Genomic DNA, 14,827 nt, shown 5'->3' with positions numbered 1-14,827 from the left:
GGCCATGGAACTCGACCCTGCCAGCCTCGCCCAGGCGGACCGTTACAAGCTGCTGATCGGGTGCGTTGTGCCGCGACCGATCGCCCTTGTTTCTTCGCTGTCCCCGGGGGGAAAGCCGAACCTGGCGCCGTTCTCGTTCTTCAATGCGATCGCGAGCGAGCCGATGTCGCTGCTGTTCTGCCCGGCCAACAAGGCCGACGGCACGGAGAAAGACACCACCAGGAACGTCCTGCCCGAGAGCGAGGGGGGGACAGGCGAGTTCGTCGTGAACATCGTTTCTGAGGACTTCGAGCGGCAGATGGCGGCGTGCGCCGAGCCGCTGGCGCACGGCGAGAGCGAGTTTGACCTCTCAGGCCTGACGGGCGTTCCCAGCCGCGAGGTGCGGCCGGCGCGGGTCGCTGAGTCCCGGGTCAGCTTCGAGTGCAGGACGATGCAGGTCGTGCGGCTCGCCCCGGGCGTGCCGGGGGGCGGCAACATCGTGATCGGACGGGTGGTGCACGTGCATGTCCGCGAGGGCGTGCTGAACGATCGATTCCACTCCGATCCGGCGGTGCTCGCGGCGATCGGCCGCATGGGCGGGATCACCTACTGCCGCACGCGCGATCGCTTCGACATGCCGATGGGGCGTGCGGCGCTCGGGCTGTAGGCGCTGTCCGGCTCAGGCCGCAGAGCGACGGCGCGAGAGCAGGGCAAGGCCGAACAGGGCGAATCCGGCGGCGGGCGCGGGGACTCGCGGTGGAAACCAGGCGCCCTGGGGCGGGGGCGGAACGCTGGACGCGACCGGAACGCCCGGCGCCACAAGCGATTCAACCCACCACTGCCAGCCGTCGAGGTTCACGGCGCTCGCATAGTCCCCATAGCGAGAAACGCCGAACGTGCTGCTGATCGTGACGGCGAGGCCGGCGAGGCGCCATGAGCCGCCGGCATTGACGAACAGACCGCTGCCGGAATCTCCGAGCGCGAAGATCGCCTCATCCGGTTCAGCCAGTTCGGCGCCGGGCGGGTCAAATGTAACGGAGAGTCGGTCGCCGACCTGATCGATCCGGTTGGCTCCGATGGCGGGGCCGGTGGTCTGGCTCCAGGTGACGCCGTCCTGCAGTTGGTCCGAGGATCGGTATCCGGCGCCGGCGAGGAGAACACGATCGCCAACGCTGACGCCGCGATCAACCAGCGTGTGCCAGCCTGGAAGTTGTTCCGTGAGCCGGATGAGCATCAGGTCCTCGGACCGATTGAAGACGACCCGGTCGGCGGAGTATTTGGTACCGTTCATGACCAGCGAGTCGCCGACGGATCCGCCGACGTGGCGGGCGGTGAGGACCCAGCGATCGCCGACCGCGACCGCGGAGGCGCCGTTCCACGATCCGACGTAGAACGACTCGCCGAGCTTGGTTCCGGTCCCGCTGTCGGTGGATGGCGGTGAAACGACCACCGCACCGGCTCCGGTTGGGAGCCCCAGGACGAGCACGAACGCGATGCAGGATTTCGCCAGAGCCCTCATGGCATCGATCTCCGGTTTGAACGACCGGGGAGGGCATCGGCGCGCGGTTATCGCGCCTTGATGGCGGCAAGGGAGCGCGGATGGAAACTGAGCGTCGGAGTTCGGTTTATTCCGGCTGGGGAAGCGGCGGCGCTAGGCCGGGCGGACGCCCCGGTAGAGCTGGCGGACACGCTCGCTCTGCTCCTTGAGCACGGTCTGGAGCACGAGACGGGGGATTCGCCACTGCGGGGCATCCTCGGTCACCATCGAGCAGTGCTCGGTGAGGCACTGGTAGAGCATCTTGAACGCATCGCGCGGCTGGTGCATCTGGTCGAGGGCGTCGACGAGTTCCTGGCGCGTCACGTCCTCTCCAAACAGTTCGATCAGGGCGACGGGATCGGCGCCCGCCTGCCGGCAGGCGGTGAGCCTCGCGGAGCAGAGGTCGTAGAGCATCGCGCCGGACCAGTTGAGCCGCTCGATCAGGTTCTGCTTGTCAAGCCGGGCCTCCTGGAAGAACGCGGCGGACTCCCGGAACAGGGCGTGCCGCAGTTCCATCGGGAGCAGCATCTTGACGCCTACCCCGGGCTGGGTGAGAAACTTGTTGTTCAGCAGCGGCCACACCACCGCCTGCATCCGCTCGGGCTCCCCGCTGATCAGCGTGGGCTCATCGACGCGGTCGATGACGATCACGACCGTGGCGTAGCCGAACTCCTGCAGGACGCGGAGCATGCGGTCGAACATCTCGTAGCGCTGCTCGTCGGAGTCGCTCGTCGGGAGAACGCCGGGCTCGAGAGAGGACGATTCGAGCTGGCGGAGGCTCCTGGCGTACGAGGAGTCGGATCGCCCCGAGACGCGGTTCTGCCGGCGGAGCCGGCGGCCCAGGCGGAGAAACGCGAGGCGGTCGAAGCCGCTTCGCTTGAGCAGCACCAGGAGCCAGAGCGCCAGCAGCGCGGCGACGACCAGCTGCCACTGGGTGGGCCATTCGAATCGCCGCTCGTACAGGAGCGCCGAGGCGATGGCGACGGGGGGAATCCAGCCGAGGTAGGCCAGGGCCGTCCAGACGCGGTACCCGGTCGGAAGCGGGAGCCGGAGCGCACGCCGAAGCCTGCCGGATCGATCCTCGGCGGAGCCGCCGCCCCCTCCGCCGCCGCGGTCGTAAACGGCCTGGAGCACAAGCAGGTCGCGGCGAAGACCGACATCCAGCTTCCGCGCGACCTTCCGGGGATCCGCTCCGAGCGTAAGCCCCGGCACGCCCCGCTCGGGTTCGCCGGTGGTCGCATCGCCGAGCACGCCATCAACGACTCCCGGAACCACCATTCCGAGGATCGCATCGACGTGATCCACGAGGCGGATCCGCTTGAAGATCTCGGTGGTGGTCGGACGCTTGCGGTCATCGGCGAACCGGGAGTGGAACCGGTCCAGCATCGGGTTGAGATCGTCGTAGGCCAGGAGGAGGCAGCGGCGGTCGGGATTGGCCGTGTTGTACGCGGCGATCCTGGCGGCGAGCTGGAGCCGGATCGCGGTCTTGCCGCTCCCTTTCTCACCGAAGACGATGCCGGTGGAGGGGCTGGAGAAATCGCCCGCGATTTTCTCGAAATCGGGGTGCGTCGGGCCGGCGGACACCGGGGCGGGCTGGCTTGCCGGCGGGGCGTCCCCGGCCGATCGAGGGCCGGTCTTGCCCAGGCGGAGAAAGACCGCGTCGTGCCGGGCCTCTTCGCCGCGGAACGGGTTCTCCGTGATGCCCCAGTGCTCGAAGAAGGTGTTGAGGTTCATGTGTCAGCCCGGGCGGCGAAGGCCCGTGGATGAGCATACCCGAACCCGGCCGTGAACGACGATCAGTGGTCCACCCTGACGCCCAGCATCGGGGAGAGCTTGGCGAGCATCTTCTCAAGCGTGGCCTTGTCACGGGCCTCGAGGTTCAGGCGGAGCAGCGGCTCGGTGTTGCTCTTGCGGACGTTGCACCACCAGCCGTGCTTGTCGAAGCAATCGATCGTGACGCCGTCGAGTTCATCGATCTGCCCGACGCCGGCGTACTCCTTCTTGAGTTCGGCCAGCGCGGCGTTCTTGTCCTCGATGTTGAAGTTGATCTCGCCGGACTGCACGTAGCGGGCGATGGGCTTGATCAGCTCGCTCATCTTCTTGCTGGAGTGGGCGAGGAGGGTCAGCACGGTGGCCATGGCGATGGCGCCGGAATCTGCATTGAAGTTGTCGCGGAAGTAGAAGTGGCCGGAGAGTTCGCCGCCGAAGACACCCTGGCTCTCGGCGAGGGCGCTCTTCATGAAGACGTGCCCGACCCGCCCGCGGATCGGCTTCCCGCCGGCCTTCGCGATCTCCTCCGGGACGGCCTTGGTCGATCGCAGGTCGTAGGCGATCGCGGAGCCGGGGTTGTCCTTGAGGAAGTACTGGGCCAGCAGGGCGGTGAGGTGGTCGCAACCGACGATGCGGCCCTTCTCATCAACGATCACGCACCGATCGGCATCGCCGTCGAAGCAGACGCCCAGGTCCGCCTTCTCTGCAAGGACCGCATCCTGAAGCTGCTTGAGGTTCGCGGCGACGAGCGGGTTTGGCTCGTGCGCGAACTCGCCCTTGGAGTTGTCGAAGTTCAGTTCGATGATCTCGAGACCGGCCGGCGCACCGCCGACGGCCTTGGGACCGAACAGCCGGGGCACCATGGTCCCGGCCATGCCGTTGCTCGCATCGACCACGATCCGCATCTTCTTGCGGGAGCCCAGGTTCAGGAACGAGCGGACGTGCCGGCTGTAGGGTTCCCACAGGTCGCGGGCCTCGGAGCGACCGCCTGCGGGGACGAGGGTGAGTTTGTCGACCGTCGCCGCGTACTTGCGGATATCACCGAGCCCCGTCGTCTCGCCCACGGGCTTGGCCTTGCGCTTGGAGACCTTGAAGCCGTTGTACTGGGGCGGGTTGTGGCTGGCGGTGGTCATGACTCCGCCCGCGCAGTCAAGGTGATTGATGGCGAAGTAGATAAAGGAGGTGTCGACCATCCCAACATCGATGACGTGCCCGCCGTGGTCGTTGATGCCCTGGATCAGCGACTTGGTCAGGCTCGGAGAGCTCTTTCGCATGTCGCGGCCGACGAGGATGTTGCGCATCATGGGGCTGGAGTCGCCCGCCGCGATCGCGTCCTGGAGCAGGAACTTGGAGCAGCCGTAGCCGATCTGCCACGCCATCTGCTCGTTGAGCGGATCGGGGTAGGTTCCGCGAACGTCGTATGCCTTGAAGACCTTTCCCAGCATGTGTCGCCTTCCTTGGGTAGCCCCCCGGAAACCTGAGCCGGCGAGGTGGGCCAACCTTAGGTCGCAACGAGGACCGAGTCAGATTCGTTCGTATAATGTATGGCTAGTGATCGCCGGGTTCGCCGACCGTCTCAATCGCGACCCCCTCGGGCAGGGCCTCGAGAAACAGTCTGCCGTACCTCGCGGTCATAATCCGTGGATCGAGCACCACAACCCGCCCGGAATCAGTCTGAGAACGGATGAGGCGACCGAACCCCTGTTTGAAGCGGATGATCGCCCGGGGAAGGGACTCCTCCATGAACGAGTTGCCGCCGCGGGACTTGATGCGATCAAGACGGGCCTCGGTAAGGGGCCGCTCCGGCGGATCGAACGGGAGCCGGGTGATGATCACATTGCGGAGCGAGCGGCCCCGGACGTCGACACCCTGCCAGAACGAAGCGGCGCCGAAGAGGACGCTGCGGGGGTCTTGCTTGAACGCGTCGAGGAGGGCGGTGCGAGAACCGTCTCGCCCCTGAACCAGGAGCGGACGGTCTTGAATCCGCATCGGGCGCTCGATCTGGTCCGCGCACGCGTAGAGCATGCTGAAGGAGGTGAAGAGCACGAAGGCCCCGCCGTCGGTGGCTGTGACATGCGAAAGGACACGATCCACGAGGGCGGCAACATACGGGTCTTGGGACGCGTCGCTGTCGTGCCCATCGTCCGACCGATGCCCGGCCCGGGCGGCCCGACGCCCGCCACGGAAAGGCTCGGGCATGGTGGGGTCGATGTACAGCCGGACCTGGCGGGCGAAATCGAACGGGCTGTCCAGGTGCAGCGTGTGAGCGTCGTCGCAGCCGATGCTGGAAGAAAAGTGGGCGAACGCGGTTTCGGCCCGCTCGGCGGGCTCATCGGCCGCGGGACGGCGGGTCGAGAGCGTCGCACTGGTCAGCACGATCGAGCAGGGGCGGGAGAAGAGTTCCTTCTTCAGGATCGGCCCCACTTCGATCGGGGAACAGGCGAGCCGGAGTCGGGCCGGACGCGACCCCCCACTGCCGGCGCGCCCCCGCCCTCCGCGGGGCGATGAGTCATCCATCGACTCGTCGCTCCCCTCGATCCAGTAGACACACCCCGGGACGCTCTGCGTGACCAGCGCGTGCGCCTCATCCGCGATCGCGGTCGCCCGGAGGATGTAGGAGCCAAGCTCGAAGCGGTCCTCTTCGCGCGAATCGTCCGTGGCGGAACCGAGCGTCTCGCGGAGCGACTTGAGGCGCGTGGCCAGCGATCGCATCGCCGGGCTGAGGGGATCCTCGATCACGGCGCCGGCGTGGAGCCGCCCCCCCGCTGTCGTCTCCCGCCTGCGGACCGAGGCGAGCCCATCAAAGAACGCGCGGGTCGCATCGTGGGCGTTCAGAACCGCGTGATGGGCGGCATCAAGGGTCTCGGTGCCGGCGGCGCCGAGCTGGGCGTTGGCGAGGTAGCCTCGGCCGCTGCGGTGGTGGTACAGCAGGTTGAGCAGATGGGTGACCCGCGACTCGGTCAGCGAGAGGCCGAAGTGATCGCAGGCGACATCCTCAAGGCTGTGGGCTTCGTCGAAGACGATGTGGTCGTAGTCGGGAAGGAACCCCGCGTCCCCGCCGGTCGCCGCCCGCAGGGCCAGATCGCTGAAGAACAGCGCGTGGTTGCACACCAGCAGGTTGCCCCGCTCCATGTCCCGGCGGGCGCGCTGGTAGAAGCACTTCCGATAGTGCGGGCACTTGCGGCCCATGCAGTTTCCCGCGTCGCTCTGCACCCGATCCCACACGGCTGGTCGGTCCAGAGACGGCAGGGTCGCAAGGGAGCCGTCCGTGGTCGTGTAGGCCCAGTCCTCGATGACCTTCAGCGTCTGGCGCGAGGCGGCATCCGGGAACATCGAGAGTTCCCGCTTGCTGGCGAGTTGCAGACGGCGGATGGACATGTAGTTCCCCCGGCCCTTCACGAGCACGGGGTGGAGGTCGGCGCGGGCGGCCTGCTCATCGAACTGCCAGCGGTCGAGGCTCGACACCAGCAGCGGGATGTCCCGCGAGATGAGTTGCTCCTGGAGCGCGATCGTGTTCGTCGCGACGACCACCCGCTCTCCATGCAGGATGCACCGGAGCATCGCTGGAACGAGATAGGCGAAGGACTTGCCCACACCCGTGCCCGCCTCGGCCATGAGGTGACGGCCGCGGCCATCGCCGAGCATTTCCCCGGTCCGGGGGTCCACGCCCGGGCGGGCGGCCATCGCGCGGGCCACCGCTTCGGCCATCGCCAACTGCTGGGGGCGGGGCTCGTAGGCGAGGCCCATGTCGGTCAGTGCTGACGCGATGGGACCGCCGGGACGCAGCACTTCGGTGACCGGGCTGGGCACGGCCAAGTGTAAGCGGCCGATCTCACTTCACCGCGAATACGGCCCGTGACCTCGCCGCGCCGATCCCCACAAGGCCGCGGAACAGGAGCAGCCCTCCGAGCATCATCGTCATGGCGCAGGCCGTCAGCATCGGCGTCATCCGGCCTCGGCGTTCCGCGGCGAAGGCGACCAGGTCCCACAGGAAATGCAGGGTCCACGCGGCGAGAAAACAGCCCGCCGCCGCCCACACCCACGGGAGCGGACCGTGCCGGCCGTTCCATCCCCGACGCCGGAACGGCCACAACCCCAGGCCGAACCCCGCGATTCCACCCATCACCAGGTGCCCTGCAAGGCGGACGACCTCGTGGGCGGGGAGCACGCCCTCGTGAGCGGCCTCCGACACGACTCCGACCGATTCCAGGATCGCCGCGCCCAGCCCGGCAAACGAGCCGTACACCAGCCCATCGAGCGGGTCGTTGAACCACCGCCTGAAGCACACGGCGACAACGGCCACGCCGAGGATCTTGTTTGCCTCCTCGGTCGTCGCGGCGACCAGCGCCATGGCGGTATCGAAGTGCTCCGCGGCAAGGCTGCCCGCGGCGCTGATCAACATCACCTGCACCCGGCCCGCGACCCACATGCCCGCGGCGCCCAGAGCCGTGGCAACAACCAGCAGCCACCACGGCTCGCGGTCGTACAGGTCGTAGCGGTACACGATGACCGCGATGACGAGGGCGGACACCGCGAGCATCGCGTAGACGAGCATGGAACCCCCACGATACACCGCCGCGGAGTCAGGTGCGCTCCGGCGCCGGCATCCCGAGCGGCCTGCGCTTGGGTTCTCCGTCCCGCCGCGGATAATCACGGGGCGTCCGGGTGGTCTTTTCCAGCACGACGATCCGGCCGGTCGGCGTGGGCACGGTCTGGAAGAGCCGCACCCCAAGCAGGCCCATCGCCTTGCCCGCCTGCTCGATCTCCTGCTCCGCCTTCGCCCCCTTGATTGCCAGGACCACACCGCCGGGACGGACCAGCGGGGCGCACAGCTCGACGACGATCGCCAGGTGACCGACCGCCCGGGCCAGAGCGACATCGTACTTCTCGCGGTGGGCGCGGTGGTCCTGGCCGACCCTTTCCGCCCGCTCGCCGACCACCGCGACGTTCTCGAGCCCGAGCTCTGCCACCGCCGACCGAAGGAACTCGACTTTCTTGCCCGTCGCCTCGACCAGCGTGAACCTGACCTCGGGCAGCAGGATCGCCAGCGGGATTCCCGGAACGCCGCCGCCGGCCCCGATGTCACAGACCCGGACGGGCGAACCCGCTTCAGCGGGCTCAACACTGGCAATCAGCGGGACGACGGAGATCGCGTCGAGAATGTGCCGCGTCCACGCCTCTGCCGGATCGGTGATCGCGGTGAGGTTGTGGGTCTTGTTGACCTCGAGCATCAAGGCGAGGAAGCGGCCGAGGCGATCGACGTCTCCGGGGTCGAAGGCGACCCCCAACTCCTCGGCGGCGGCGATGAATCCGGGCGGTGGTTCAAGCGTCATTCGTGCCGCGAGTTTAGGATGGCCCGGGGCGGCGGCGGGTCTACCGGAGAGTTTCCATGGACATTCGCTCGAAGGCGGCCCCGGGAACCGCGTTGGTCCTTGTCGGCTGCGTAGCACTCGCGGCCCAGCCGGGCACGTCGGCCAAACCCGACCCATCCTCCCTCATGGAAGAGGCGCGGACGACAGGCACGCTCAGGGTGCCGGCCGATGGCGCGAAGGCCGAAGTCAACGCCGTGCTCGACTCGCTGCATCACCTGGCGTCCAAGGCGGATGGGGAAGCGTACTTCGCGCTCTTCACGCCCGATGCCGTCTTCCTGGGAACTGATGCGACAGAGCGATGGAACATCGAACAATTCCGCGCCTTCGCCCACCCCTACTTTTCGAAGGGGCAGGGCTGGACATACACCTCCCACGACCGTCACCTCTCCCTGTCGAAGGACGGCGCCACGGCCTGGTTCGACGAGGCTCTCGAAAACGCTAAGTACGGAGCCTGCCGAGGCTCGGGCGTGCTCGTACAGATCGACGGAGCGTGGAAGATCGCGCAGTACAACCTCTCGGTGCCCATTCCAAACGACCTACTCGAGGATGTCGCCCGGCAGATCCGCGAGTACGAGACCAAAGAGCCCGCCGCGAAGCCGTAGCCGTCAATCCCGCTCGACGCGGTCCCACTCGAACGTCGGCCGGCTCATCCGAGCGGGCCGGCGCGTAGCGACGCTGAAGATCAGGCCGGTCATGATCCAGACCGTCAGCATGCTCGACCCGCCGTAACTCACGTAGGGCAGTGTGAGCCCGACGATCGGCACCAGCCCGATGTTCATCCCGACGTTGATGAACATCTGCGCCGCCACCGCCGCGGTGCAGCCGACCACCACGAGCCGGCCGAACGGGTCGCGGCTGATCGCCGCCGTGGCGAGCGCGCCGGCAAACCAGACCAGGTACAGCCCCAGGACCGCGACACCGCCCAGGAGCCCGAAGCGGTTGACAACGACGGCAAAGACCATGTCGTTGTGCCGCTCGGGTAGACGGTTGAAGCGGACCATCGCGCGGGACTGCTCGTCTTCCAGGCCCGAGACCCCGCCCGCGCCAGTCAGGGTAATCGCGGTGAAACTCTGGTACGTCGTGTCGTTCGCTGCCTCGCGGTCCCCCTTCATGACCATCACCAGCCCCAGGATCCGCTGCTTCTGGTAGGGCTTGAGCAGCGGGTACGCGGCGGGAACCGCCGCCGCACCAATCAGGACCACCGCGACCAAGTGCTTGATCTTGGCGCCCGCGGCGAGCAGGATGGCGAACAGCGTCGGGATGAAGATCGCCGCGGTGCCGAAGTCCGGCTGGAGCATGATCAGGCCGACGGGGACGAACGTGATCAGGGCGATCGGCAGCAGCCCCGTCAGTGTGCGGTGGGAACTGCGGTAGCGAAGGTAGTCCGACACGACCAGGACAAACGCGATCTTGCACACCTCAGACGGCTGGAAGTCGACCGGCCCGAGATTGATCCACGCACGCGCGCCGTTCCGAGGCGTCACCAGCCAGGAGGGAACCACCGGGATCAGCAGGAACAGCAGCAGGCCGAGGGTGACCCACATCACCGGCCAGGCCACCATGCGGATCAGCCGGTAGTGCGGGAACGCAACCAGCCCTGCAGCGAGCAGCCCGACCGCGAGGAAGACCAGTTGCCGGACCACCAGGCCGGACATGGCCTCGCCCGAATCGGGCAGGCGGGTGCCGACGTCGATGGCGTACACGCCGATCAGCGAGAGCGCCACCGAGGCGCCGACGGTCAGCCAGGCGAAGTGCCCGAGCGTCAGGTCCCAGCCGATCAGCGTTCGAAGCGTGTAGCGGTCCATCTCGACGTTGGACCGCCTCGGAGCGGTCCGGTGCGGCTCCGGCTAGGGGTGCTCCGCGGCGTCCGCTTCCAGCGGGGCGTTCAGGTATCCCTCGGCGATGAGCGCGTGAACGACCTGGTTTGCGATCGGGCCCGCCGCCTTGCCGCCGCTGCCTGCTTCGTCGGCGACGACGGCGATCGCGTACTGCGGCCGGCCGTCCCTTGCATCACCGACGAGCGCCACGCACCAGGCATGATCGATGTAGACCTTGGTCTCGTTCAGGCCGTCTCCATCGATGTCGGCCATCTCGATGCGTGCGGTGGCGGTGCCCGACTTGGCGCGGACCAGCACGCCAGGGGCGTTGAAGATCGGCTCGGACGACTGCGTACCACCGATGGAGATTGTGAGGTGGTTGGCGGTGCCGTCGGCCTCCGAGGTCGCGCGCCGAAGCCCTTCGAGCGCCTGGGCAACCGCGCGCGGATCCAGGTGCAGATCGATCGGCGGCGAACCCGGCGCATCGGCCAACAGGCGGGCCGGCACACGAAGCCCGGCGCGGGCGAGCGTGGCGTACGCCTCGGCCGCGTGCAGGGGCGTCCAGGCGATCGGCCCTTGCCCGATGCCCATCAGGATCGCCTCGCTGATCGTCGGGGCGGTTTGGCCGATCCTCGCCGACAGACCGGGGAACTGGAGCGGAGCAAGACTGCCGTCGGCTCGCTGGCTGTACAGGCCAAGGTCCGGGTGAACGGCATCGGCGCCGACCCCGAACTTGCCGAACCAGTCGACGACAGCCGCGGGACCCATCCGCCGGCCCAGTTCAAAGAAGAAGATGTTGCACGAGCCCATGATCGCGTCGGCGCCGTCAAGATCATGGCCCAGTTTCTCGGAGTGGGTGGTCTTGTACTGCTTGTAGATCCAGCAGCGGAAGATATTGGGGTCGTTGGGAAGCAGGTGCCCGGTGCAGGCGATCCGCTGGTCGGTTCGGTAGTTCCCGTTGGTCGCCGCGGCGCACAACACCAGCGGCTTGACGATCGATCCCGGCATGTACGCCTTCTGGATCGCACGGTTGAGCAGGGGCTGGTGCCGGGTGTCCTTCAGCATCTCGCCGATCTGGCGCTTGTACTGCTCCCGGGTGAAGGTGGGCGTGGTGGCCATGGCGAGGATGTCGCCGCTGTCCACGTCGATCACGACCGCTGCACCGTCCAGCCGCTCGCCGAGGTTGATCGGCGGTGGGTTGCTCTGCCACGACTGCACCACCGCCAGACCCAGTGACGGATCAAAGAGGGCCTGGATCCTCGCCTGCAGCATCGCGTCGATGGTGAGCCGGACATCGTGCCCCGGCACCGGAGCGACCGTGGTCCGCTCCCCAGTATCCAGGTGCTCACGGATCAGCCCCCGGATGCCCCGCAGTTCGTACTCGAGCCCCGCCTCGATCCCGAAGGCGCCGACCGAGTCCCCGGGCTGGTATGCCCCAAGGTCCTCGCGCGCCTCAGCGCCGCCGTCCGAGCCGGCAAGGATTCTCTTGCGCGCCTCGATGTCCCGTTCCTGCACGCCGCTTCGCATCCATCCGATGACGTGCGTCGCCACCCCCCCCACGCTCACCGAAGCCGGCTGGGCGTCTCGCAGCGGCATCGGAAACGTCGAGCGGTCCACCAGCACCTCGATCGTCTCGAGCGGGTACTCGCGGCTGGACGCATCGATCACCTTGAGTCCCGGCAGCGAACCCAGGCCGGTCAGGCTCCGGGCGCCCTGCGCAGCCTCGGACGCCACCAGACGCTGGAACGCGAACGCCGTCTGGTCGTCGACATCGTGCAGAAGCACGTGCGGGATGACCTGCTCGCGGATGGGGGCGCGGATCCGCGGCGTCCGGGCTGCGCCCGCCACCTCGCCGCCCCCCTCGCCGTCGCCCTCGGTCTCGCTCCCCTTGGCGAGCCTGAGTTCCTGCTCCTCGTCCTGCTTGCTCCAGACCTTGGAGGCCAGCGTCTGTACCTGCAGCCGCACCTCGTTGCGGCGTCGCTCGAGGTGCTCCCTCGAAATCCCGGCGACGAACGCGAACTGGGCCCACATCGCCTCCAGACGCTGCTCGAACTCGGGGAGGTACTCGTCCACCAGCGCCTGCCGCTGCTCGGTGCTGAGACTCGACCAGTTGCCCCGGTTCTCGCGTCGGGCCTTGCGGGCCGCCTGGGTAAGCGCCCACCGGCCTGTGATGACCTGGTAGTCCACGGCGATGTCGTAACTCGGCCGATCCATCGCGAGCACCCGCCCGCGCCGGTCCAGGATCGACCCCCGTCGCGTGGGAACCAGCCGCTCGTCGATCATCCGGCGCTCGGCCCGCCGGCGCAACTCCTCGCTCTCACCGATCGTCCATCGCGCCAGTTGGACACCCGGAACGACGACCGCGGCCACCAGCATCACCCCCAGCAGGAGGAGCCTGCGTAGGAACATGCTGGGTATCAGTCGAGCGAGCATCGGCGGCGTCCAAGCACAGGCGACAACTGTCGGGTCTCCGACCCGGCACCCCCCCGCCCGCTTCACCCAATACCCCAGGCTGCCCGTCCCAAGGGTTCCCCCAAGCCCACCGCCGAACGTCATCTATAGCATCGGACCGGCCCGCCCGCCCGGGCAAAAGACACCAGCACGCTTGCCAGCCCCGGGATCATCGGTAGGCTACACACAGCGAGCCCGGCCCATCGACATCGGCGACCTGATCTGGCCGAAGCCAAGCCGGACCGTCGGGACTGAGGGGGTTCCCAGGTATCCAACCGCGGGTCGGCGATCTCGGGCCGCCAGGAGTGCAACCCATGCTGAGCATTCGATGGATTCAAGTGGTGTCGGGCGTCGCCGCCGCTGCCTTCCTGGCGGCCGGAGTTCGCGCTCAGACCTTCGGCCTGACCACCCTGTTCGCCGAGGACGATTCGATCGGCGGGCTTGGGAACGTCTCTTTCGCCAGCCCCACGGCGGTCAACAACGCCGGGACCTACCTTTCGACGTTTGACCTTCGAAACGCGATCATCACCCCGAATGTGGTGACGGTGCGCAACGGCGCCGTCCTCCTCCAAGGCGGTCAGCCGCTGACGGCTCCCCCCGGTGCGGTGTTCTCCCGCCTCGGGATCTTCAACACGAGCATCAACAACAACGGCGACTCGGCGTGGTTCTTCAACCTCGACGCCGTCCCCGCCGCGAACGACTCGGGGCTGTTCTGGAATACCGACCGGGTGCTGCTCCAGAAGAACCTCTCCGTCGCGGACGCCCCGGGGCTCACGCCGGGCATCGTCTACATTGGCTTCTTTGGCTCCCGCCTGAACGACAACAACCAGATCCTGTTCATCGGGACCGTCGACGATCCCGCGATCACGTCGAGCGTCGATCGGGTGGTCATCAGGCTCGACTACAACCCCGTAGCGGACACGTTCACGCAGACGCTCGTTGCAAAGGAGGGCGACGTCCTCCCCGGCCAGCCCGGCGGCGTCACCGTCGCCGACTTCACCACGACAGCCAACGAGTACGACTTCAACAACGCCGGCGACTTCTTCTACCGGCCCACGTTCACCGCCGGCGGGATCGCGGGAATCTACAAGAACTCGACCCCGGTCGCGCTCGCCGGCCAGCCCTCGCCGATCGCCGGCCGCAACTACCTCTCCTTCACCGGCGCCCGCGCGCTCAACAACACCGGCGGGATGGTGTTCCGGGCCAGGCTTGACGGGGACACCAACTCCGATGACGTGATCATCAAGAACGGGCAGGTCTTTATGCAGGAGGGCTCGACCGTCGCGGGCCGGACCATCGTCGAGTTCGGCACCGGCGCCCCGGTCCTTATCGACGATGACGGAAACGTTGTCTGGTATGGCCGCTGGAGCACATCGGGCCCCCGGGTCGGCGGCCTGTTCTGGAATGACCAGCTCGTCCTCGAGGACGGCGTCACTGTCGTCCAGGGCGGGGTCATCAAGAATGTCCGGTGGATCTCCGAAGCCTTCAGTATGTCCCGCAACGGTCGGTACATCATGGCCAGGGTGATCCTCAACTCGGATACCGGCGAAGCGGACGCGGTCATCAAGATCGAGGTCGGCTCCTGCCCCGCAGACTTCGACGGCAACGGCGTCGTCGAGCCCGCCGACATCGGCGCGTTCATCAACGCCTGGTTCGCCTCCGTCACCGGCGGAGGACTGGCCGGCGACTTCGACAACAACGGTGTCGTCGACCCGGTGGACATCGCCACGTTCATCCAGGCGTGGTTCATCGGCGTCACCAACGGCTGCTAAGCCGGCCTCTCCTCCCAGAACCAAGAACACCCGGCCAGGCCCGGTCGCGACCCTCTCGCGGCCGGGCCTGCTCGCTGCCTGCTTCGCGCCGGATTAACTGCGGAATTTCCCCGCTCTCGCGCATCCACT

11 protein-coding genes are annotated in these 14,827 nt (G+C 67.6%); 3 read left to right on the top strand and 8 right to left on the bottom strand.

Annotated elements, in window-relative coordinates; genetic code table 11:
* Positions 1–4 precede the first annotated feature (4 nt).
* Positions 5–646 carry a flavin reductase family protein gene (locus tag KF745_01100; GenBank protein ID MBX3357001.1) on the top strand — a complete coding sequence of 214 codons (642 nt, stop codon included), beginning with the start codon at positions 5–7 and terminating at the stop codon, positions 644–646.
* A gap of 12 nt (positions 647–658) precedes the next feature.
* On the opposite strand, the gene KF745_01095 is transcribed toward KF745_01100, so the two are convergent.
* The 6 genes from KF745_01095 to rsmG all read right to left on the bottom strand — a co-directional run bounded on the left by KF745_01095 (position 659) and on the right by rsmG (position 8,619).
* Complete coding sequence (locus tag KF745_01095) at positions 659–1,498, bottom strand: trypsin-like serine protease (GenBank protein ID MBX3357000.1); 840 nt, start codon at positions 1,496–1,498, stop codon at positions 659–661.
* Positions 1,499–1,630: 132 nt separating this feature from the next.
* Entirely contained in the window at positions 1,631–3,250 is a 1,620-nt protein-coding gene (locus KF745_01090) for a hypothetical protein (GenBank protein ID MBX3356999.1), read from the bottom strand.
* Positions 3,251–3,312: 62 nt separating this feature from the next.
* Positions 3,313–4,731, bottom strand: a complete 1,419-nt coding sequence (locus KF745_01085) for a phosphomannomutase/phosphoglucomutase (GenBank protein ID MBX3356998.1) — start codon at positions 4,729–4,731, stop codon at positions 3,313–3,315.
* A 103-nt stretch (positions 4,732–4,834) separates the two neighbouring features.
* On the bottom strand, positions 4,835–7,096 hold the full coding sequence (locus KF745_01080) for a hypothetical protein (protein MBX3356997.1): 2,262 nt from the start codon (positions 7,094–7,096) through the stop codon (positions 4,835–4,837).
* Between the two features lie 22 nt (positions 7,097–7,118).
* A complete protein-coding gene (locus KF745_01075) occupies positions 7,119–7,841 on the bottom strand; it encodes a PrsW family intramembrane metalloprotease (GenBank protein MBX3356996.1) in 723 nt (240 codons plus the stop codon).
* A 28-nt stretch (positions 7,842–7,869) separates the two neighbouring features.
* Positions 7,870–8,619, bottom strand: a complete 750-nt coding sequence (gene rsmG / locus KF745_01070) for a 16S rRNA (guanine(527)-N(7))-methyltransferase RsmG (GenBank protein MBX3356995.1) — start codon at positions 8,617–8,619, stop codon at positions 7,870–7,872.
* Between the two features lie 56 nt (positions 8,620–8,675).
* Between rsmG and KF745_01065 the strand changes: the two genes are divergently transcribed.
* Positions 8,676–9,260 carry a nuclear transport factor 2 family protein gene (locus KF745_01065; GenBank protein ID MBX3356994.1) on the top strand — a complete coding sequence of 195 codons (585 nt, stop codon included), beginning with the start codon at positions 8,676–8,678 and terminating at the stop codon, positions 9,258–9,260.
* A gap of 3 nt (positions 9,261–9,263) precedes the next feature.
* Here the strand turns inward: KF745_01065 and KF745_01060 are convergent, their stop codons facing one another.
* Together KF745_01060 and KF745_01055 are read right to left on the bottom strand one after the other, a co-directional pair.
* Positions 9,264–10,463: a rod shape-determining protein RodA gene (locus tag KF745_01060; protein ID MBX3356993.1), complete on the bottom strand. Its 1,200-nt coding sequence runs from the start codon at positions 10,461–10,463 to the stop codon at positions 9,264–9,266.
* Between the two features lie 42 nt (positions 10,464–10,505).
* Complete coding sequence (locus KF745_01055) at positions 10,506–12,884, bottom strand: hypothetical protein (protein MBX3356992.1); 2,379 nt, start codon at positions 12,882–12,884, stop codon at positions 10,506–10,508.
* Positions 12,885–13,240: 356 nt separating this feature from the next.
* Between KF745_01055 and KF745_01050 the strand changes: the two genes are divergently transcribed.
* Positions 13,241–14,698, top strand: a complete 1,458-nt coding sequence (locus KF745_01050; protein ID MBX3356991.1) for a hypothetical protein — start codon at positions 13,241–13,243, stop codon at positions 14,696–14,698.
* The last annotated feature ends 129 nt before the right edge of the window (positions 14,699–14,827 follow it).

The organism is Phycisphaeraceae bacterium (genome assembly GCA_019636655.1).
Lineage (GTDB): Bacteria > Planctomycetota > Phycisphaerae > Phycisphaerales > UBA1924 > JAHBXB01.
The sequence above is the reverse complement of the archived record's forward strand: the minus strand, read 5'-3'. Positions and strand labels throughout refer to the sequence as shown.